Raw genomic sequence first — 16020 nt, forward strand, 5'->3', positions numbered from 1 at the left:
CCGGGCTGCGCTATGCGAGCCAGCCTTTGATCGAGCTTGCCATTGCGTTGGTTGAAATGCCGTAGCGTTCGTGCAGCGTCGGCAATGCGCCGGCATCGAGGAACGCATCGGGCAAGCCGATCTGCCGATACGCGCACGACACGCCCTCGGTCAGCAGCGTGGTGGCCACCGCTTCGCCCAGGCCGCCGATCACCGTATGATTCTCCGCCACCACCACGAGCCGTCCGGAACGACGCGCCTCGCGGATGATCGTCGCCGTGTCGAGCGGCTTGATCGTGGGCACATGCAGCACCGCGACATCCACGCTGTCCTTCTGCAGCGCCTGCGCCGTTTCGAGCGCGCGCATCGTCATGATGCCCGACGAGATGATGAGCACGTCCCGGCCATCGCGCAGCAGCTTCGCGCGGCCCAGTTCGAAGCTGTAGTCGTATTCGTCGAGCACGGCCGGCACGTTGCCGCGCAACAGGCGCGCATACACCGGACCCTTGTGCGCGGCGATGGCGGGGACCATCTGCTCGATGTCGAGCGCATCGCACGGGTCGATCACGGTCATGTTGGGCATCGCGCGCATCAAGGCCAGATCCTCGGCTGCCTGATGGCTCGGGCCATAACCGGTGGTGAGGCCGGGCAGCGCGCAGACGATCTTCACATCGAGATGATCTTCCGCAATGGTTTGATGGACGAAGTCATAGGCGCGCCGCGTGCCGAACACGGCGTAGGTCGTCACGAACGGCTGCGCGCCCTCGTGCGCGAAACCCGCCGCCGCGCCCATCAGCAACTGCTCGGCCATGCCCATCTGGTAATAGCGCTCCGCAAACTCCTTGGCGAAGATATGCAGGTCCGTGTACTTGCCGAGATCGGCCGTCATGCCGATGACGTTCGCCTTCGTGCGAGCAAGCTCGCACAGCGCATGGCCGAAGGGCGCGGAACGCGTGAGCTGCCCTTCGCCTGCAATCGAGGCGATCATCGCGGATGTTTTCAAACGAGTGCTCATGCCTGTCTCCCTGCTTCAAGTGCTTCGAGCGCCAGCTTCCATTCGTGCGGATCGACGCGGATGAAATGGTTCTTCTCGCGCTGCTCGAGGAACGGCACGCCGCAACCCATCTTCGTATCGCACACGATGATGCGCGGCTTCGCTTCCTTCGAATTGCGAGCGTTGTCGAAGGCCTGCTTGACGGCGTCAATGTCGTTGCCGTTCACGCGCTGCACATACCAGCCGAAGGCGTCAAGTTTCTCGACCAGCGGTTCGAAGGACATGATCTGCGTCGAGGGGCCGTCGGCTTGCTGGTTGTTGACGTCCACCATCGCGATCAGGTTGTCGAGCTTCCAGTGCGCCGCGGACATCAGGCCTTCCCAGATCGCGCCTTCATCGAGTTCGCCGTCCGAGAACAGCGTGTAGACGAAGGACTTCGAACCCTTGCGCTTCAGACCGAGACAACGGCCCACCGCGATCGTCAGCCCTTGTCCGAGCGAGCCGCCCGACATCTCCATGCCGGGCGTGTAGCTCGCCATGCCGGACATCGGCAGGCGGCTGTCGTCGCTGCCATAGGTTTCGAGTTCCTCGGGCGGCAGGATGCCCGCTTCGAACAAGGCGGCATACAGCGCGATCGCATAGTGACCATTCGAAAGCAGGAAGCGGTCGCGGCCTTCCCACTCGGGATCGTCGGCGCGGTAATGCATCGCGCCGAAATACGCGACCGCCAGCACGTCGGCGATATCCAGCGCCTGGCCGATGTAGCCCTGGCCCTGCACCTCGCCCATCAGAAGCGCGTTGCGGCGAATGCGCCAGGCGCGTTCGGCGAGGGTCGTCTCCTCGATGACGGGACTGCTCATGGTTGTGTCTCCTTGGAAGAATGCGTTCAGCGATTGACCGTCCGGGCCGGCACGAAGAACACCAGCACCGCGCCCACCACGACGGCCGCCGAGATGAAGATCAGGCCCGCGGTGGACTTGCCCGTGAAGTCGTTGAGCCAGCCGACGATGGCGGGCGAGAAGAAGCCGGCGAGATTGGCGAAGCAGTTCACCGCCGCGATGCCCGCCGCCGCCGACATGCCGCCCAGCACGGCGGTGGGCAGCGACCAGAACTGCGACGACGACGCGAGAATGCCGGCCGCCGCGACGCTCACGCAGACGATCGAGGCGCCCACGCTGCCGAGCATCGGCAAGGTGGCGAAGCCGGCGGCGGAGATGAGCATCGGGATCGCGAGATGCAGGCGGCGTTCGCGGCGGCGGTCGGCGCTGGCGCCGATCAGCGGCAGGGCGACGATCGCGCAGAGATACGGAATGGCGGTCAGGATCCCGACCCACAGCGGGTCCGCGACGCCGGTCCTGCGCACGATGGTCGGCAGCCAGAAGGTGAGCCCGTACTGACCGAGCACGACGCAGAAGTAGATGGCCGCCATGAGCCACAGCCTGCGGTCCGCGACGAACGCGCGGATCGACACGTGCTTCACCGTCTGCGCGTTGTCCTTGTCGACGTTGCGCTTGAGCAGCGCCTTTTCGTCGTCCGTGAGCCACTTGGCGCCGGCGATGCCGTCGTCAAGATAGAACAGGATCGCGACGCCGAGGCACAGCGAGGGCAGCGCTTCGAGCATGAAGAGCCACTTCCATCCGGCCAGCCCATGCGCGCCCTGGAAGGCATGCATGATGTAACCGGACAGCGGACCGCCGACGATGCCCGCGAGCGGAATCGCCATGAAGAACAGCGAGAGCGCCTTGGCGCGCCGCGCGGCCGGGAACCAGTACGTGAGATAGAGAATCACGCCGGGCGCGAAGCCCGCCTCGGCCACGCCGAGCAGGAAGCGCAGCGCGTAGAACTGGGTGGGCGTCTGGACGAACACGAAGCTTGCCGAGATCAGCGCCCAGGTGAGCATGATGCGCGCGAGCCACTTGCGCGCGCCCACGCGATGCAGGATCACGTTGCTGGGCACTTCGAAGAGGAAATAGCCGAGGAAGAAGATGCCCGCGCCGACGCCGTAAATGGTCTCCGAAAAGCGCAGGTCGTTCAGCATCTGCAGCTTCGCGAAGCCGACGTTGACGCGGTCGAGATACGCGCCGAGATAGCACAGCATCAGGAACGGGATGAGGCGGCGTCCCACCTTGGCGTAGGTCTTCGTTTCGAAGCTGGCGGCATCGTCGGCGGAGGCGAAGTCAGCCGCGGCCGCCGGTGTGGCGAGTCTGGATTTCATGAATGTCTCCTGCCATGAAGCGCCCCGGTTGTTCCGGGTGCGCAGGTGGGTGCGTCCGTATGTGCGTCTGTAGGCGCGATCGATCAGTGGATCAGCATGCCGCCGTTCACGTCGAGCGTGACGCCGGTGAGATACGACGAGAGGTCGCTCGCGAGGAACAGGCAGGCGTTGGCGATGTCGGCGGCGTCGCCGAGACGGCCGAGCGGGATGCCCTTGATGATGTCGGTGCGCATCTCGGGCGTGAGCTTGTCGCCGGTGATGTCGGTCTGGATGAGGCCGGGCGTGATCGAGTTCACGCGGATCCTATCGGACCCGAACTCGCGCGCCATGGCTTTCGCGAGGCCCAGCACGCCGGCTTTCGCCGCGCTGTAGTGCGGTCCGCCGAAGATGCCGCCGCCACGCTGCGCCGATACCGACGACATGCACACGATGCTGCCGCGCTGCTGCTTCTTCATCTGCGGAATGACGGCCTGCGACATGTACAGCGTGCCGCGCAGGTTCACGCCGATGACGGCGTCGAAGTTGTCCGCGCCGATCTCCAGCGTCTTGATCGGCTGCGTGATGCCCGCGTTGTTGATGAGCGCGTCGATGCGGCCATAGCGCTCCGTCGTGGCGGTCGCGGCGGCGACGCAGGCGGCCTTGTCGGTGACGTCGCAGGCGAGGCCGAGATGGCCTTCGCCGAGGTCGGCGGCGGCGGCTTGCGCATCGGCTTCCTTCAGGTCGAGCACGACGATGCGTGCGCCCTGTGCGGCCAGCGCGCGCGCCGTGGCCTTGCCGATGCCGCGCGGCGAGGCCGCGCCCGTGACGATCACTACCTGGTTCTCGAGCAACATCGCTGTCTCCGTTGATGGTCTGGTGTAGGCGCAGTGTCTTCGCCTTCCGCCTGACGATCAACGCAGTTTGGCTCAACTATCGCTGAGAAATTTTCAGGTATCGGCGTGCAGCGCCATTTGTTGATCCATCCACGCGAGGAACTTGGCGACGCGCGGCAGGCCCGCGTTCTGGCTCGGGTAAACCAGATGATGTGCGCCCACTTCAACTGCATATTCGCGGCCGAACACCGGCGCCAGCGTGCCCCGTGCGAGATGCCGCGAGGCCAGCATCGTGCTCTCCAGCGCGATGCCGTGGCCCAGCGCCGCCGCTTCCAGCGACATGTACGAGCGGTCGAACGAGAAGTCGAATGCCTTGCGCCTGACCGCCACGCCGAACTTGCCGAACCACTGCTGCCATTGCACCAGCGGCGACTCGGAGAGGATCAGGCGGCGTTCCAGCAGGTCGTCGGGCGAAGCGACGGGGAAGCGTTCGAGGTACTCGGGCGAAGCCAGCGGCGCGATGGTCTCGTGCCGCAGGGTCCGGATCTCGACATCGCTCCAGTGCGCATAGCCGTGACGCACGGCGACGTCGTAGTAACCCGAGGTGAACGACACGTCCTCGTACGAGCACGCGAGGTTCATCTGGATGTCACCGTTCGCCTCCTGGAAGGCGGCGAGACGCGGCAGCAGCCACATCAGGCCGAAGCTCGGGCTCGAATGGATCCGCAGAATCTCGACCGAGGTTTCACTCGATGCGCGTTCGGTGGCGCGGTTCAGTTCGGCGAGCGCGCCGGTCACGTCGGACAGGTACTGCGTGCCGGTCGGCGTCAGCACGAGTCCGCGTCCGAGGCGCGTGAACAACGGCCGCCCGACGATGCTCTCCAGGTTCGCCAGTTGATGACTCACGGCGGAGGGCGTGAGGCCGAGTTCGTCGGCGGCGCGGTTGACGCTTTTCGTCCGCGCCACGCTTTCGAAGGCGATGATGGCTTTCAGCGGAGGCAGGCGCATCGGCTTACTGCTTCGGCTCGCGCGGCACGCGTCCCATCAGGAAGAACTCGTCGTTGGGCCGCATCGAGATCACGTTCGCCATGCGGTTCGACAGGCCGAAGAACGCGGTGATGGCCGCGATGTCCCAGATGTCTTCATCGTTGAAACCGTGCGCGCGCAGCGTGACGAAGTCGCTGTCGTCCACGCTGCCCGACGCGCGGCAGACCTTCAGCGCGAAATCGAGCATGGCGTGCTGGCGCGGCGTGATATCCGCCTTGCGATGATTCACCGCGACCTGATCCGCCACCAGCACGTTCTTTTCGTAGATGCGCAGGATTGCGCCATGCGCGACGACGCAATACAGGCAGTCGTTCACGGCGCTCGTCGCGACGACGATCATCTCGCGCTCGCCCTTGCTCAGGCCGCCTTCCTTCAGCATCAGCGCATCGTGATAGGCGAAGAATGCACGGAACTCTGCGGGGCGGTGCGCCAGCGTGAGAAACACGTTCGGCACGAAGCCGGCTTTCTCCTGGACCTCGAGGATGCGAGTGCGGATGTCGTCGGGCCAGTCTTGCGGTTGGGGAACGGGATAGCGGCTGATGGGCGGGGTCGTCATGGCGTCGTCGCGAATGAAGGCGTTGATCGAACGCTCATTCTAGTTCGACGGCGCGCCTCGTGTGGCAGTCAGCGAACCCAGCAGCTTGAGCAGGCTTTCCACGTTCACGGGCTTGACGAAGTGATAGTCGAAGCCCGCCGACTGCGCGCGCAGCCGGTCTTCGGCCTGACCATAGCCGGTGATCGCGATCAGCAGCGGCATGGTCTCGCCCTTGCGGCGCAGGCGGCGCGCGAGTTCATAGCCGTCGATATCCGGCAAGCCAATGTCGAGCAGCGCGACGTCCGGTTCCAGCTGCGGCGCCGCTTCGAGCGCTTCCGACGACGAATACGCCACCTGCGCGACATGACCTTCGGACTCGCACAGCATGGCGAGCGAATCGGCGGCGTCGCGGTTGTCATCCACCACGAGGATGCGCAAGGTCTTGCGCGCGGTGCGCGTGCCCTGGTCGGCGAGCGCGAGCGCCGAGTGCCGTTCATGATGATGCAGGCGCGGCAGGCGGATCGTCACGGTCGTCCCGAGTCCCGGGCCCGGACTCTGCACGCTGATGGTTCCCTTGTGCATCTCGACCAGCTTCTTAACCAGCGAGAGCCCGATGCCAAGCCCGCCGTTCGAACGGTCGAGCGTGCGCTCGCCCTGCGAGAACAGCTCGAAGACCTTCGGCAGGAGATCCGCCGAGATGCCGGTGCCGGTGTCGGCGATGACGATCGCCACCACTTCCTCGTCGGCCCGCACGCTCACGGTGATGCGGCCGTTTTCGGGCGTGTACTTGCTGGCATTGTTCAGCACATTGACGAGAATCTGCGACAGACGCGTGACGTCGCCGCATACCCAGGTGGTGGCATCGGAGACATCGACGTGAATGGATTGCGCGCGCGCCTCGACCATGCCCGCGATCGCCTCGACCGAGTGATAGACCGCCGTGCCGACGAGGATCGGTTCGAGTTGCAGTGCAATGCGTCCCTGCGTGATGCGCGACACTTCGAGCAGATCGTCCACGATGCGCGTCATGTGCTCGACCTGCCTGCGCATCAGATCGATCAGGTCGCGCAGATGCGGGTCGCTGTCCTTGTCCTTCTGCAGCAGCGCGATAGCGGTGCGCAACGGCGCGAGCGGATTGCGCAGTTCGTGGGCGAGCATGGCGAGGAACTCGTCCTTGCGCCGGCCCGACTCGCGCAGCATCAGTTCCATGTGCTTGCGCTCGGTGATGTCGATCACGCTGCCGATGATGCGCAGCGGCTTGCCGTCCTTGCTGCGCTGGAGCAGTGCGCTGCCTTGCATCCATTGTTCGCCATGCAGGTTTCGCACGCGGAATTCAAAATGCCCGCCGGGGTTTTCGCCGGCGGCGAGACTGCGCATATAGCGGTCGAGCGACGCGCTGTCCTCTGGATGCACGCGCGCGAGCGCCGCGTCGTAGGTGAGCGTCTCGTGGATCTGGCGCTCGCCGCCGGTTTCGAGGAAGAGCGTCCAGGTGGCGAGTTCGAGCGAGGCGATGTGGATGTTCGCGGCCTGCATGGCCACGGTGAGGCGCAGGCTGCGCGCTTCGATGGCGGCCTGCGCCTCGTAGCGCGGCGTGACGTCGGTGGTCGTGCCGAACCATTCCTGCAGCTTGCCTTGATCGTCGTACAGCGGCGCGGCGTGTGCCTGCACCATGCGATACACGCCGTCGCGCCGGTACATGCGGAAGGTGAAGGTGCGCGCGGCGCCTTGTTCCAGTGCGTCGAGCCAGTCGCGCTGCGTGCGTTCGCGGTCGTCCGGATGAATGAATTCGAGCCAGCCCCAGCCGGACAGCGCTTCGGGCGGGACGCCGGTGAAGCGCTCCCATTCTCCGCCCGACGGACGGATCTCGCCGTTTGCATCGGCGGACCAGACCAGCGCTCCCGTCGATTCCACCAGCGCCCGATAGCGCCGTTCAGAGAGGCTCAGGCGGTCTTCGTCGGCGCGCTGCGTGCTGATGTCGAAGCTCACGCCATAGACGCGCGTGAGCACGCCTTCGCGGTCGAACTCGGGATGGCCGCGCATGCGCAGCCAGCGGCGCGTGCCGGGATCGGGCTCGAGCACGAAGTCGAATTCGAACGGACCGCCGTCGCGTAGTGCTTCGGTGAGATTGCGTTGAAACGGCGCGCGATATTCCGGGGCGACCCGGTCCCATACTTCCGATAGCAACACGGCCTCGGTGCCGGGCGGGAACGAATAGAGCGCCGCGAGCTGCGCGGTCATGCGCACCACGCGCGTCTTCATGTCCCATTCCCACGCGCCCATGCGCGCGCCGGCAAAGGCCGCCTGCAGGCGCCGCTCGCTGGCTTCGTACATGGCCCACGCATGGCGGCACTCGTGAATGTCGATGGCCACGCCCACGGTCTCGCCGATCAGCCCTTCCTCGTCGCGCCGCGCCTGCAGATGCAACGTGTGCCAGCGGAACGCGCCGTCGGCGCGCAGCAGGCGCACATCGACGTTGCGCAGCAGGGTGCCGTCGCGCATGAGGCGCAGCGCATCGAGCACCGGAGGGATGTCATCGGGATGGACGAAGGCGTTCCAGTGCCGGCCGGACAGCTCTGCAAGCGCCACGCCGAGATAACGGCACGCCCAGGGATTTGCGTATTGGATAGTGCCGTCGCGTGCGGCGCGCCAGACGAACGACGGCAAGAAATGAGCAGGATCGTGCATGGGCGTCCTTGCTTCTGCTGACTCGTTGTCGGCGATACGCGTCGCCGTACGCGGCATCGAACGCTGCGATAGCCTGGGGCTACCATACAACAAAAGCGCCGCCCGGACGCTCATGGCAGGGGCTCTTGCCGCTTGTCGGGCGAGCCGGAAAAAAATCAGGAGTAATTTCTACGTGACGCGCGGCAAGCACGGATGCCGAAGCCGGTCCCGGGCATTGCGAAAGAGCGAAGTTTGGCGTATCAGCCCGCTTCGCCCACTTCCTTCGGATCAGGCAGATTGCCGGACTGGCCGCCGCTCGGCTTCTCGGGTTCGTTCTTCAAGTCACGCTTTTGTTCGTCGGAAAGCCGCCGGTCTGCGACATTCGGGTCGTCGGGCGTTTGCTTCGGCGGGGTCGGACGGTCGTTTTCGTCGGTCATGATGTGCGCTCCCTGTTCGTCATGAGATCGGATTCATGTTCATAGGGGCGCATGTCGCGTGCCAGCGTGCACGTCTTATGTCAGGACATTCCACAGCACGAGTGTGAGCACCAGTCCGACCACCGAGACGATGGTCTGCAAGATTGACCACACCGCGACCGTGCGCTTCAGCGTGAGGCCGAAGTATTCGCGCACCATCCAGAAGCCTGCATCATTGACGTGGCAGAAGAACACCGAGCCCGCGCCGATGGCGAGCGCCATCAGCGAGTTGTGGGTCGCGGTGAGTCCGCTGACGACCGGCGCGACGATCCCCGCGGTGGTCGTCGTGGCGACGGTTGCCGAGCCGGTCGCCTGGCGCAGCGCGACGGCGATCAGCCATGCGAGCAGGATCAGCGGCAGATGCGTGCCGACGGCAATCTTGCCGATGGTCACGCTGATGCCCGCGTTGACCAGCATCTGCTTGAGGCCGCCGCCGGCGCCGATGGTCAGCAGCAGCGCGGCGATGGGCGGCAGGCTCTTGCGCAGGATGCCGCCGACGCGTTCCCGCGCCATGCCGCGCGACCAGCCCAGCATCACGATGGCGAACAGCACGGTCAGCGCGAGCGCAACGAGCGGTTCGCCGACGAAGTCGAGCATGTCGTACAGCAGCGTGTCCTTCGTGAGCGCGAGCTTGGCGACGGTGCGGCCGAGCATCATCACGACAGGCAGCAGAATGGTCACCAGCGAGATCGCGAAGCCAGGTGTGGCTGCGCCTTCCTCGCGGGCGGTGAAGAGCTGGCCGATTTCCTCGGGCGCCTCGATATGCAGCCGCTTCGACAGCCAGATGCCGTAGACCGGTCCGGCGAGGACGACGGCAGGCAGCGCGACGATCAGGCCCAGTCCGAGCGTCAGCCCGAGGTCGGCATGCAGCGCGCTCACGGCGATCAGCGGACCGGGGTGTGGCGGCAGCAGCGCGTGCAGGGTGGTCATGCCGGCGAGCGCGGGAATCGCGATGCGCAGGATGGGTTGCCCCGAGCGGCGCGCCATGACGAAGATGATCGGCACCATCATCACGAGGCCGACTTCGAAGAACAGCGGCAGCCCGACGATGATCGCGACGAGCGCCATCATCCACGGCAGGCGGCGTGGCGTGGAATGGTCGAGCAGGGTGGTCACGAGCCTGTCGGCGGCGCCGGATTCGGCCATCAGCGCACCGAGCATGGCCCCGAGCGCGATGATGATGCCGACGTCGCCGAGCAGCGCGCCCGCGCCCTTGCTGAACGCCTGTGCGATGGCTTCGAGCGGCTGATGCGCGGCGAAGCCTGCCGCGAACGTGCCCACCAGGATGGAGAGGAACGGCGCGAGCTTCAGGACGCTGATGGAAACGATGATGATCGCGAGGCCGAGCGCGCATGCGATGAGGAGCTGGGTGTCGTGGGCGGACCAGGGGGCGAGGGTTGTCGTTGGGTTCACTGTGGGCTTGAGGTGGTTCTTGAGATGACGCTTGCTCTGACGTTTGATCTGACGCGGCTGAGCGCGGCGGCAATACGATTACGGTTTGCTTTCGCAGTGCGAGTGATGCCGGCTTCCCGCGAGGCCGTGTCGTAATAGCATTTTTCGCGGCGCCGGTCAAAAAATCGGACCAATGAGGCCGGCGCGCCGAACAGTTTAAGCAGAGGCGCACGCGCTTGCATTTTGCGTTTTGCACTTTGCATGCGAGATGGCATTTTGCACTTTGTATTCGAGATGCCATCCGTTGACGGGACGAAACCCGCGTCGAGGCTGAACGAACGGGTCGCGCCGTCATGCGTCCCGGCAGACAGGCTTGCGCTACGATTCTGCATGGACCTTTTTCAGAGACTTGAACCCGCACGGACCCGGAGCCGACACCATGGATGACGCCACGCGCGAGTTCGATCGCCTGCGCCCTCGTCTGCAAGCCATTGCCTATCGCATGCTGGGCTCGGTGGCGGAAGCCGAGGACATCGTCCAGGATGTCTGGTTGCGCTGGCATGCGGCCGCGCGCGAGGCCATCGAGAATGCGGAGGCGTGGCTGGTATCGGTCACGACGCGTCATTCGATCGACCGCCTGCGCGCCGCGAAGATCCAGCGCGAACACTACACCGGTATCTGGCTTCCCGAGCCGCACATCAGCGAGCCGCCCGCGACCCCTGAAGAGATGACCGAACGGGCCGATGACGTCTCCGTCGCCTTCCTGATGCTGCTCGAACGTCTGACGCCGGAGGGGCGCGCCGCCTTCCTGCTGCGCGAGGTATTCGACGCCGACTACCCGGAGGTGGCGCGCATCATCGGCAAGACGGAGGCCGCCTGCCGGCAGCTCGTGAGCCGCGCCAAGGTGCAGTTGCGCGAGGAACGTCCGCGCCGTCCGGTGTCGCGCGAGCTTCATCGGCACGTGCTGCTGGCCTTCGTGAGCGCGCTCGAACACGGCGACTTCGCATCCATTCATGCGATGCTCGCCGACGAAGCCATGCTCATCGGCGACGGCGGCGGCCGCGTGCAGAGTTTCCCGGAGCCGATGCGGGGCGGCCGGCGCATTGCGCAGCTGTTCTATGCCGCGTATCTGCGCTACGGAGGCGACGTGCGCATGGAACCCGTGATGCTGAATGGCCAATGGGCGTTGCTGCGCTTCATCGAGGGCAAGCTCGAGTCCGCGCAGTCGTTCGAGATCGAGCAGGATCGCATCGTCGGCATCCAGGTGCAGCGCAACCCCGACAAACTTGAACGGATCGCCTCCTGGCTGGACAGCCGGTAAGAGCGTTAGGGACGATTGATGCCTGGCGGGCAACAGCGTGAGGCTTGCCGCGGGTCTACCGGCGCAAGGCGTGCAAACCTACGATGACATCCATGCCGGGCCGCGCCCGCGGCCGGCAAAACCCACCTGCATGGAGCCGTCATGTCGCAGCGCATCAACTACGTTCACCAGTCTCCGGAACTCTTCAAGAAGTTTTATGAATTCAGCAACGTCGTCGCGGAATGCGCGATCGAGCAGACTGTTCGCGATCTCGTCTCGCTGCGCGCGTCGCAGATGAACGGTTGCGGCTTCTGCGTCGACATGCACGTGAAGGAAGCGAAGATTCATGGCGAGCGTGAACTGCGCACGCATCATGTAGCAATCTGGCGCGAGTCCACCTTGTTTTCGCCGCGCGAACGCGCCGCGCTCGCCTGGACCGAAGTGCTGACACGTCTTCCGGAGCATGGCGTGCCCGACGAGCTGTATCAGCGCGTGCGTGAGCAGTTCAACGAAAAGGAATTGTCCGACCTGACCTACGCCATCATGGCGATCAACGGCTGGAACCGCGCCAACGTCGCGTTCCAGACGGTGCCGGGCTCGTCGGACAAGGTGTTCGGCCTCGAGAAGGCAAACTTGTCCTGAAGCCTCGGGCGCCGTCCTTCCACTCACGGAGACTCATCATGCAGAACCTCAGACGCATGGGACTGGCGCTCGCCCTCGGAAGCGCGGCGCTCGTTGTGCAAGAGTCGCGGGCCGCGCCCGAGGCCGTCGTCACCGAGCTGATGACCCGGCCGCTGCCGGACTATCCCGGCAAGGAAGCGTTGATGATCAACGTGGACTATCCGCCGGGCGCGGTGGATCCGGTGCATCGGCACGATGCGCACGCGTTCGTCTATGTCGTCGAAGGGTCGATCGTGATGCAGCTCAAGGGCGGCAAGCAAGTGACGCTGAAGCCGGGCGACACCTTCTACGAAGGCCCCGACGATATCCACACGGTCGGCCGCAACGCCAGCAAGATGAAGCCCGCGAAGTTCATCGTGCTGTTGCTGAAGGACAAGGGCAAGCCTGTGCTGACGCCGGTGAAGTAACGCGCGAATCGGGCGCGAGAATTTTTTTCAGCAGGCGATGTCACAAACCGGGCGGCGCAAACGTCTTGTAAGTCAGAGCCACTCCGTTTAGCGCCGCCATGCCACTGGACCTCGTTTCCCATTCCGACGATTTGCTCGCCTACAGCTTCAGCACCAGTTATGCGGGCGTCGTTTCGTTCCTGGCCGTCGCCAATGAAGGCAGCTTCGCGAAAGCGAGCGATCGCCTGGGCATCGGCCGCTCCGCCGTCAGCCGCAACGTGCAGAAACTCGAAGCGCAACTCGACGCGCGCCTGTTCCTGCGCACCACACGCAGCACGTCGCTGACGCGCGAGGGCGAACTCTTCTACAAGAACTGCCAGCCGGGCGTCGAACGCATCGTGCAGGCGCTCGAAGACATGCGCGAACTACGTAACGGACCGCCGCGCGGACACCTTCGCATCGCCTCGACATCGGGCTTCGGCCGCAAGGTCGTGGCGCCGCTGCTGCCCGGCTTCAATGCGCGCTATCCGGACATCGCATTGGAACTGCTGTTGAACGATGCGGCATGCGACTTCACCGCGGATCGTGTGGATGTGGCCTTCCGCGACGGCCATATCGACGATTGCGAAGTCGTCGCGAAACAACTCATACCGATGCAGATGATCGTCTGCATGTCGCCCGGCCATGCGCGCGAACATGGGCTGCCGCGCAGCGTCGAGCAACTGGAGCAGCATCGCTGCATCAGCTTGCGCACGTCGTCCGGACGTATTGCCGAATGGGAATTCAAGGTCAATGGCGTGGCGCACAAGGTGATGCCTCATGCGCGCCAGATCTTCAACGATATCGATCTGATGCTTCAGGCCGTGATCGACGGACAAGGCATTGCGCAACTGCCGGCCTATCTCGTGTGCGATGCCTTGAAGGCCGGCCGGCTGGTCATGTGTCTCGCGCAATATGCGCCGGACGATGGCGGTCATTACCTGTGCTATCTCAGCCGCAAGCATCTTCCGACGCGTGTGCGCGTGTTCGTCGACTACATGACCGAGCACACGCGCGCGCTGGACCTGCATTGTCTGACGACCACGATCAGCAACGCGGCGCACCCATTGAGCGGCGCGGATTGATGCATGCAGGGCAACACCGTGCGTCCGCCGATGGCACTACCGGATGCGCGCCGGCACGCATACGATGCATGCTGGACAGACGTCGGGCATGCGCATCGAAGAGACCATCATGGCATCACTCACTCCGCCTCCTGCGACTCTGCTCGACAAGTACCAGGGCCAGGACACGCACACGCTGTATTCGACGACCGTGACGATCACCGGCGGCGACGCGGGCCATGGCCGCGCCTCGGGCAACGCACGCTCCGACGACGGCAATCTCGATCTCGCTCTGCGGCTCCCCGAGTCGCTGGGCGGCGCCGGCGGCGGCACGAACCCGGAGCAGTTGTTCGCAGCCGCGTATGGCGCCTGCTTCCATGGCGCGCTCACGCTGCTCGCGACCCGCGCGGGCATCGAGGTCGCGCAGGCCGCCGTGTCCGTCACGGTGAACTTCGCGCGCGATCCGGTGGATGGCCTCTTCGTGCTCACCGCGCATACCGAAGTGCAGCTTCCCGGCGTCGAGCGTGACGTCGCCGAGGAACTCGTGCGCAATACGGAACGCTTCTGCCCGTACACGAAGATGGCACGCAAGGGCATCGTGAATGTCGTTGCGCTCGCGGGAAACGCGGACCAAGCGTAACGAGGGTTGCTACTCGCGATCAGGCGTTCTATGCTTCGCCGTGCTGCCGAACAAACCCATAATCAGAACGCGCCGCCCGAGCGAGACCAGTCCGGTTCAACATCCTTCGAGGGAGGGAGCATGATCGCACTGTCATCGCATCGCGCGGTTCCTGACGTGTCATTGCATGAACCTGTAAAGACACGACGAGCCAGGACGCGCCGAATGCTCGGCGTCTGGCTCTTCCTGAGCATCGCCGCAAGTGCGGCCCATGCCGACGCCACCAGCGGTTATGTATTGCCCCCGCCGCCGAGCGAGCTTTATGGCGATCTCTTCGTCGCGGTGCAGACCCAAGGCGTCTATCCCGATCAGAAGACCTTCGTCGATGCGACCCCGAACATCGATCCCGCGCAGATCCTGCAGGACTATCACACACAGATGTCCACGCCGGGATTCGACCTGAAGGCATTCGTCGCGCAATACTTCACGCCGCCCACGGACCAGAGCATTACGCCTCCGCCGGGTCAGTCGTTGCGCGATCATATCGACTGGCTCTGGCCGCAGCTCACACGCCTGACGACGACAGCGAACGTGCCGCAGAACAGTTCGCTGATCCCGCTGCCGAACTCGTATGTCGTGCCAGGCGGGCGTTTCCGCGAAGGTTACTACTGGGACACCTATTTCACGATGCTGGGCTTGCAGGAAGCGGGCCGCGAAGATCTGGTCGACGACATGCTCGATAACTTCGCGTATCTGATCGACACGATCGGCCATATTCCCAACGGCAATCGCACTTATTACGTGAGCCGTTCGCAGCCCCCGTTCTTTTCGTACATGGTGGAACTTGCCGCGCAGAAGGAAGGCGGGCGTGTGTATCAGAAGTATTTGCCGCAGTTGCGCCGCGAGCATGAGTACTGGATGAAAGGCGCGCGTTCGCTACAACCGGGCGAGGCGAAACGCAACGTCGTGATGCTGCCGGACCGGACGGTATTGAATCGCTATTGGGACGAACGTGACACGCCGCGCGACGAGTCGTATCTGGAGGACGTGACCACCGCGAAGCAGGCGAGCAGTCGTCCGCCGAACGAAGTCTATCGGGACTTGCGGGCGGCGGCCGAGAGCGGCTGGGACTTCAGCTCGCGCTGGTTCGGGGACAACATGACCCTCGCGACCATCCGCACCACGTCCATCATTCCCGTCGATCTCAACAGCCTGATGTTCCACCTCGAAACGACGATTGCAATTGGCTGCGGCGAGGTGCGCGACTTCGGCTGTGTCGGCGAATACATCGGCCGCGCGGCGAAGCGGGCGATCGCCATCAACAAATATTTGTGGAACGACAACGGCTATTACGGCGACTATGACTGGAGGCTCGGAAAGCCACGCAATAATCCGTCGGCCGCCATGCTTTATCCGTTGTTCGCGGGCGCCGCATGGCCGGACCGGGCGCAGAAGACAGCGAATACGGTCGCCACGACCTTGCTCAAGCCGGGCGGCCTCACGACGACGACCTTCAATACGTCACAGCAATGGGATGCGCCGAACGGCTGGGCGCCCTTGCACTGGATAGCAGTGCAAGGGCTCAAGCGCTATGGGCGCGGTGACCTGGCGCGGCCTATCGGCACGCGCTTCCTCGCGGACGTGAACAACGTCTACTCGAAGCAGCAGAAGCTCGTCGAGAAGTATGTCGTCGAAGGCGAGGGCACGGGCGGTGGAGGCGGCGGCGAATATCCGTTGCAGGACGGCTTCGGCTGGACCAACGGCGTGACGCTCAAGTTCCTCGACCTCTACGCGCCAGGGCAATGACGCGCCCGACG

16 protein-coding genes are annotated in these 16020 nt (G+C 64.6%); 6 read left to right on the top strand and 10 right to left on the bottom strand.

The genetic code is table 11. The features are described from left to right. Nucleotides 1-10 precede the first annotated feature (10 nt). The 10 genes from QCE83_RS21725 to QCE83_RS21770 all read right to left on the bottom strand — a co-directional run bounded on the left by QCE83_RS21725 (nt 11) and on the right by QCE83_RS21770 (nt 10506). Entirely contained in the window at nt 11-994 is a 984-nt protein-coding gene (locus QCE83_RS21725; protein WP_309815921.1) for a transketolase C-terminal domain-containing protein, read from the bottom strand. Further along, a complete protein-coding gene (locus QCE83_RS21730) occupies nt 991-1833 on the bottom strand; it encodes a transketolase (RefSeq protein WP_309815925.1) in 843 nt (280 codons plus the stop codon). The genes QCE83_RS21725 and QCE83_RS21730 overlap by 4 nt, the downstream gene beginning before the upstream one ends. 26 nt (nt 1834-1859) lie before the next feature. Continuing rightward, nucleotides 1860-3188: an MFS transporter gene (locus QCE83_RS21735; protein ID WP_309815928.1), complete on the bottom strand. Its 1329-nt coding sequence runs from the start codon at nt 3186-3188 to the stop codon at nt 1860-1862. 83 nt (nt 3189-3271) lie between these two features. Further along, nucleotides 3272-4021, bottom strand: a complete 750-nt coding sequence (locus QCE83_RS21740; RefSeq protein WP_309815931.1) for an SDR family NAD(P)-dependent oxidoreductase — start codon at nt 4019-4021, stop codon at nt 3272-3274. 93 nt (nt 4022-4114) lie between these two features. Beyond that, a complete protein-coding gene (locus tag QCE83_RS21745; RefSeq protein ID WP_309815934.1) occupies nt 4115-5008 on the bottom strand; it encodes a LysR substrate-binding domain-containing protein in 894 nt (297 codons plus the stop codon). 4 nt (nt 5009-5012) lie between these two features. Next, on the bottom strand, nt 5013-5603 hold the full coding sequence (locus tag QCE83_RS21750) for a peroxidase-related enzyme (RefSeq protein WP_309815937.1): 591 nt from the start codon (nt 5601-5603) through the stop codon (nt 5013-5015). A gap of 39 nt (nt 5604-5642) precedes the next feature. Next, nucleotides 5643-8267: a PAS domain-containing protein gene (locus tag QCE83_RS21755; protein WP_309815939.1), complete on the bottom strand. Its 2625-nt coding sequence runs from the start codon at nt 8265-8267 to the stop codon at nt 5643-5645. Nucleotides 8268-8506: 239 nt separating this feature from the next. Next, entirely contained in the window at nt 8507-8683 is a 177-nt protein-coding gene (locus tag QCE83_RS21760) for a hypothetical protein (protein ID WP_309815941.1), read from the bottom strand. Nucleotides 8684-8758: 75 nt separating this feature from the next. Further along, nucleotides 8759-10135 carry a gluconate:H+ symporter gene (locus QCE83_RS21765; protein ID WP_309815943.1) on the bottom strand — a complete coding sequence of 459 codons (1377 nt, stop codon included), beginning with the start codon at nt 10133-10135 and terminating at the stop codon, nt 8759-8761. Next, nucleotides 10132-10506: a hypothetical protein gene (locus QCE83_RS21770; protein ID WP_309815944.1), complete on the bottom strand. Its 375-nt coding sequence runs from the start codon at nt 10504-10506 to the stop codon at nt 10132-10134. Before QCE83_RS21770 ends, QCE83_RS21765 begins: the two co-directional genes overlap by 4 nt. 47 nt (nt 10507-10553) lie before the next feature. Between QCE83_RS21770 and QCE83_RS21775 the strand changes: the two genes are divergently transcribed. The 6 genes from QCE83_RS21775 (at nt 10554) to treA (ending at nt 16009) form a co-directional block, all read left to right on the top strand. Continuing rightward, nucleotides 10554-11435, top strand: a complete 882-nt coding sequence (locus tag QCE83_RS21775; protein WP_309815947.1) for an RNA polymerase sigma-70 factor — start codon at nt 10554-10556, stop codon at nt 11433-11435. Nucleotides 11436-11576: 141 nt separating this feature from the next. Beyond that, nucleotides 11577-12056 carry a carboxymuconolactone decarboxylase family protein gene (locus tag QCE83_RS21780; RefSeq protein ID WP_309815950.1) on the top strand — a complete coding sequence of 160 codons (480 nt, stop codon included), beginning with the start codon at nt 11577-11579 and terminating at the stop codon, nt 12054-12056. 56 nt (nt 12057-12112) lie between these two features. Then, nucleotides 12113-12502 (top strand): cupin domain-containing protein, encoded by a 390-nt coding sequence (locus QCE83_RS21785; RefSeq protein ID WP_404985683.1) that lies wholly within the window; start codon nt 12113-12115, stop codon nt 12500-12502. A gap of 98 nt (nt 12503-12600) precedes the next feature. Next, a complete protein-coding gene (locus tag QCE83_RS21790) occupies nt 12601-13605 on the top strand; it encodes a LysR family transcriptional regulator (RefSeq protein WP_309815957.1) in 1005 nt (334 codons plus the stop codon). 109 nt (nt 13606-13714) lie between these two features. Next, nucleotides 13715-14224: an Ohr family peroxiredoxin gene (locus QCE83_RS21795; protein ID WP_309815958.1), complete on the top strand. Its 510-nt coding sequence runs from the start codon at nt 13715-13717 to the stop codon at nt 14222-14224. 204 nt (nt 14225-14428) lie between these two features. Then, complete coding sequence (gene treA / locus QCE83_RS21800; RefSeq protein WP_404985299.1) at nt 14429-16009, top strand: alpha,alpha-trehalase TreA; 1581 nt, start codon at nt 14429-14431, stop codon at nt 16007-16009. Nucleotides 16010-16020: the final 11 nt, after the last annotated feature.

The sequence above is a fragment of the Caballeronia sp. LZ034LL genome (assembly GCF_031451215.1).
Lineage (GTDB): Bacteria > Pseudomonadota > Gammaproteobacteria > Burkholderiales > Burkholderiaceae > Caballeronia.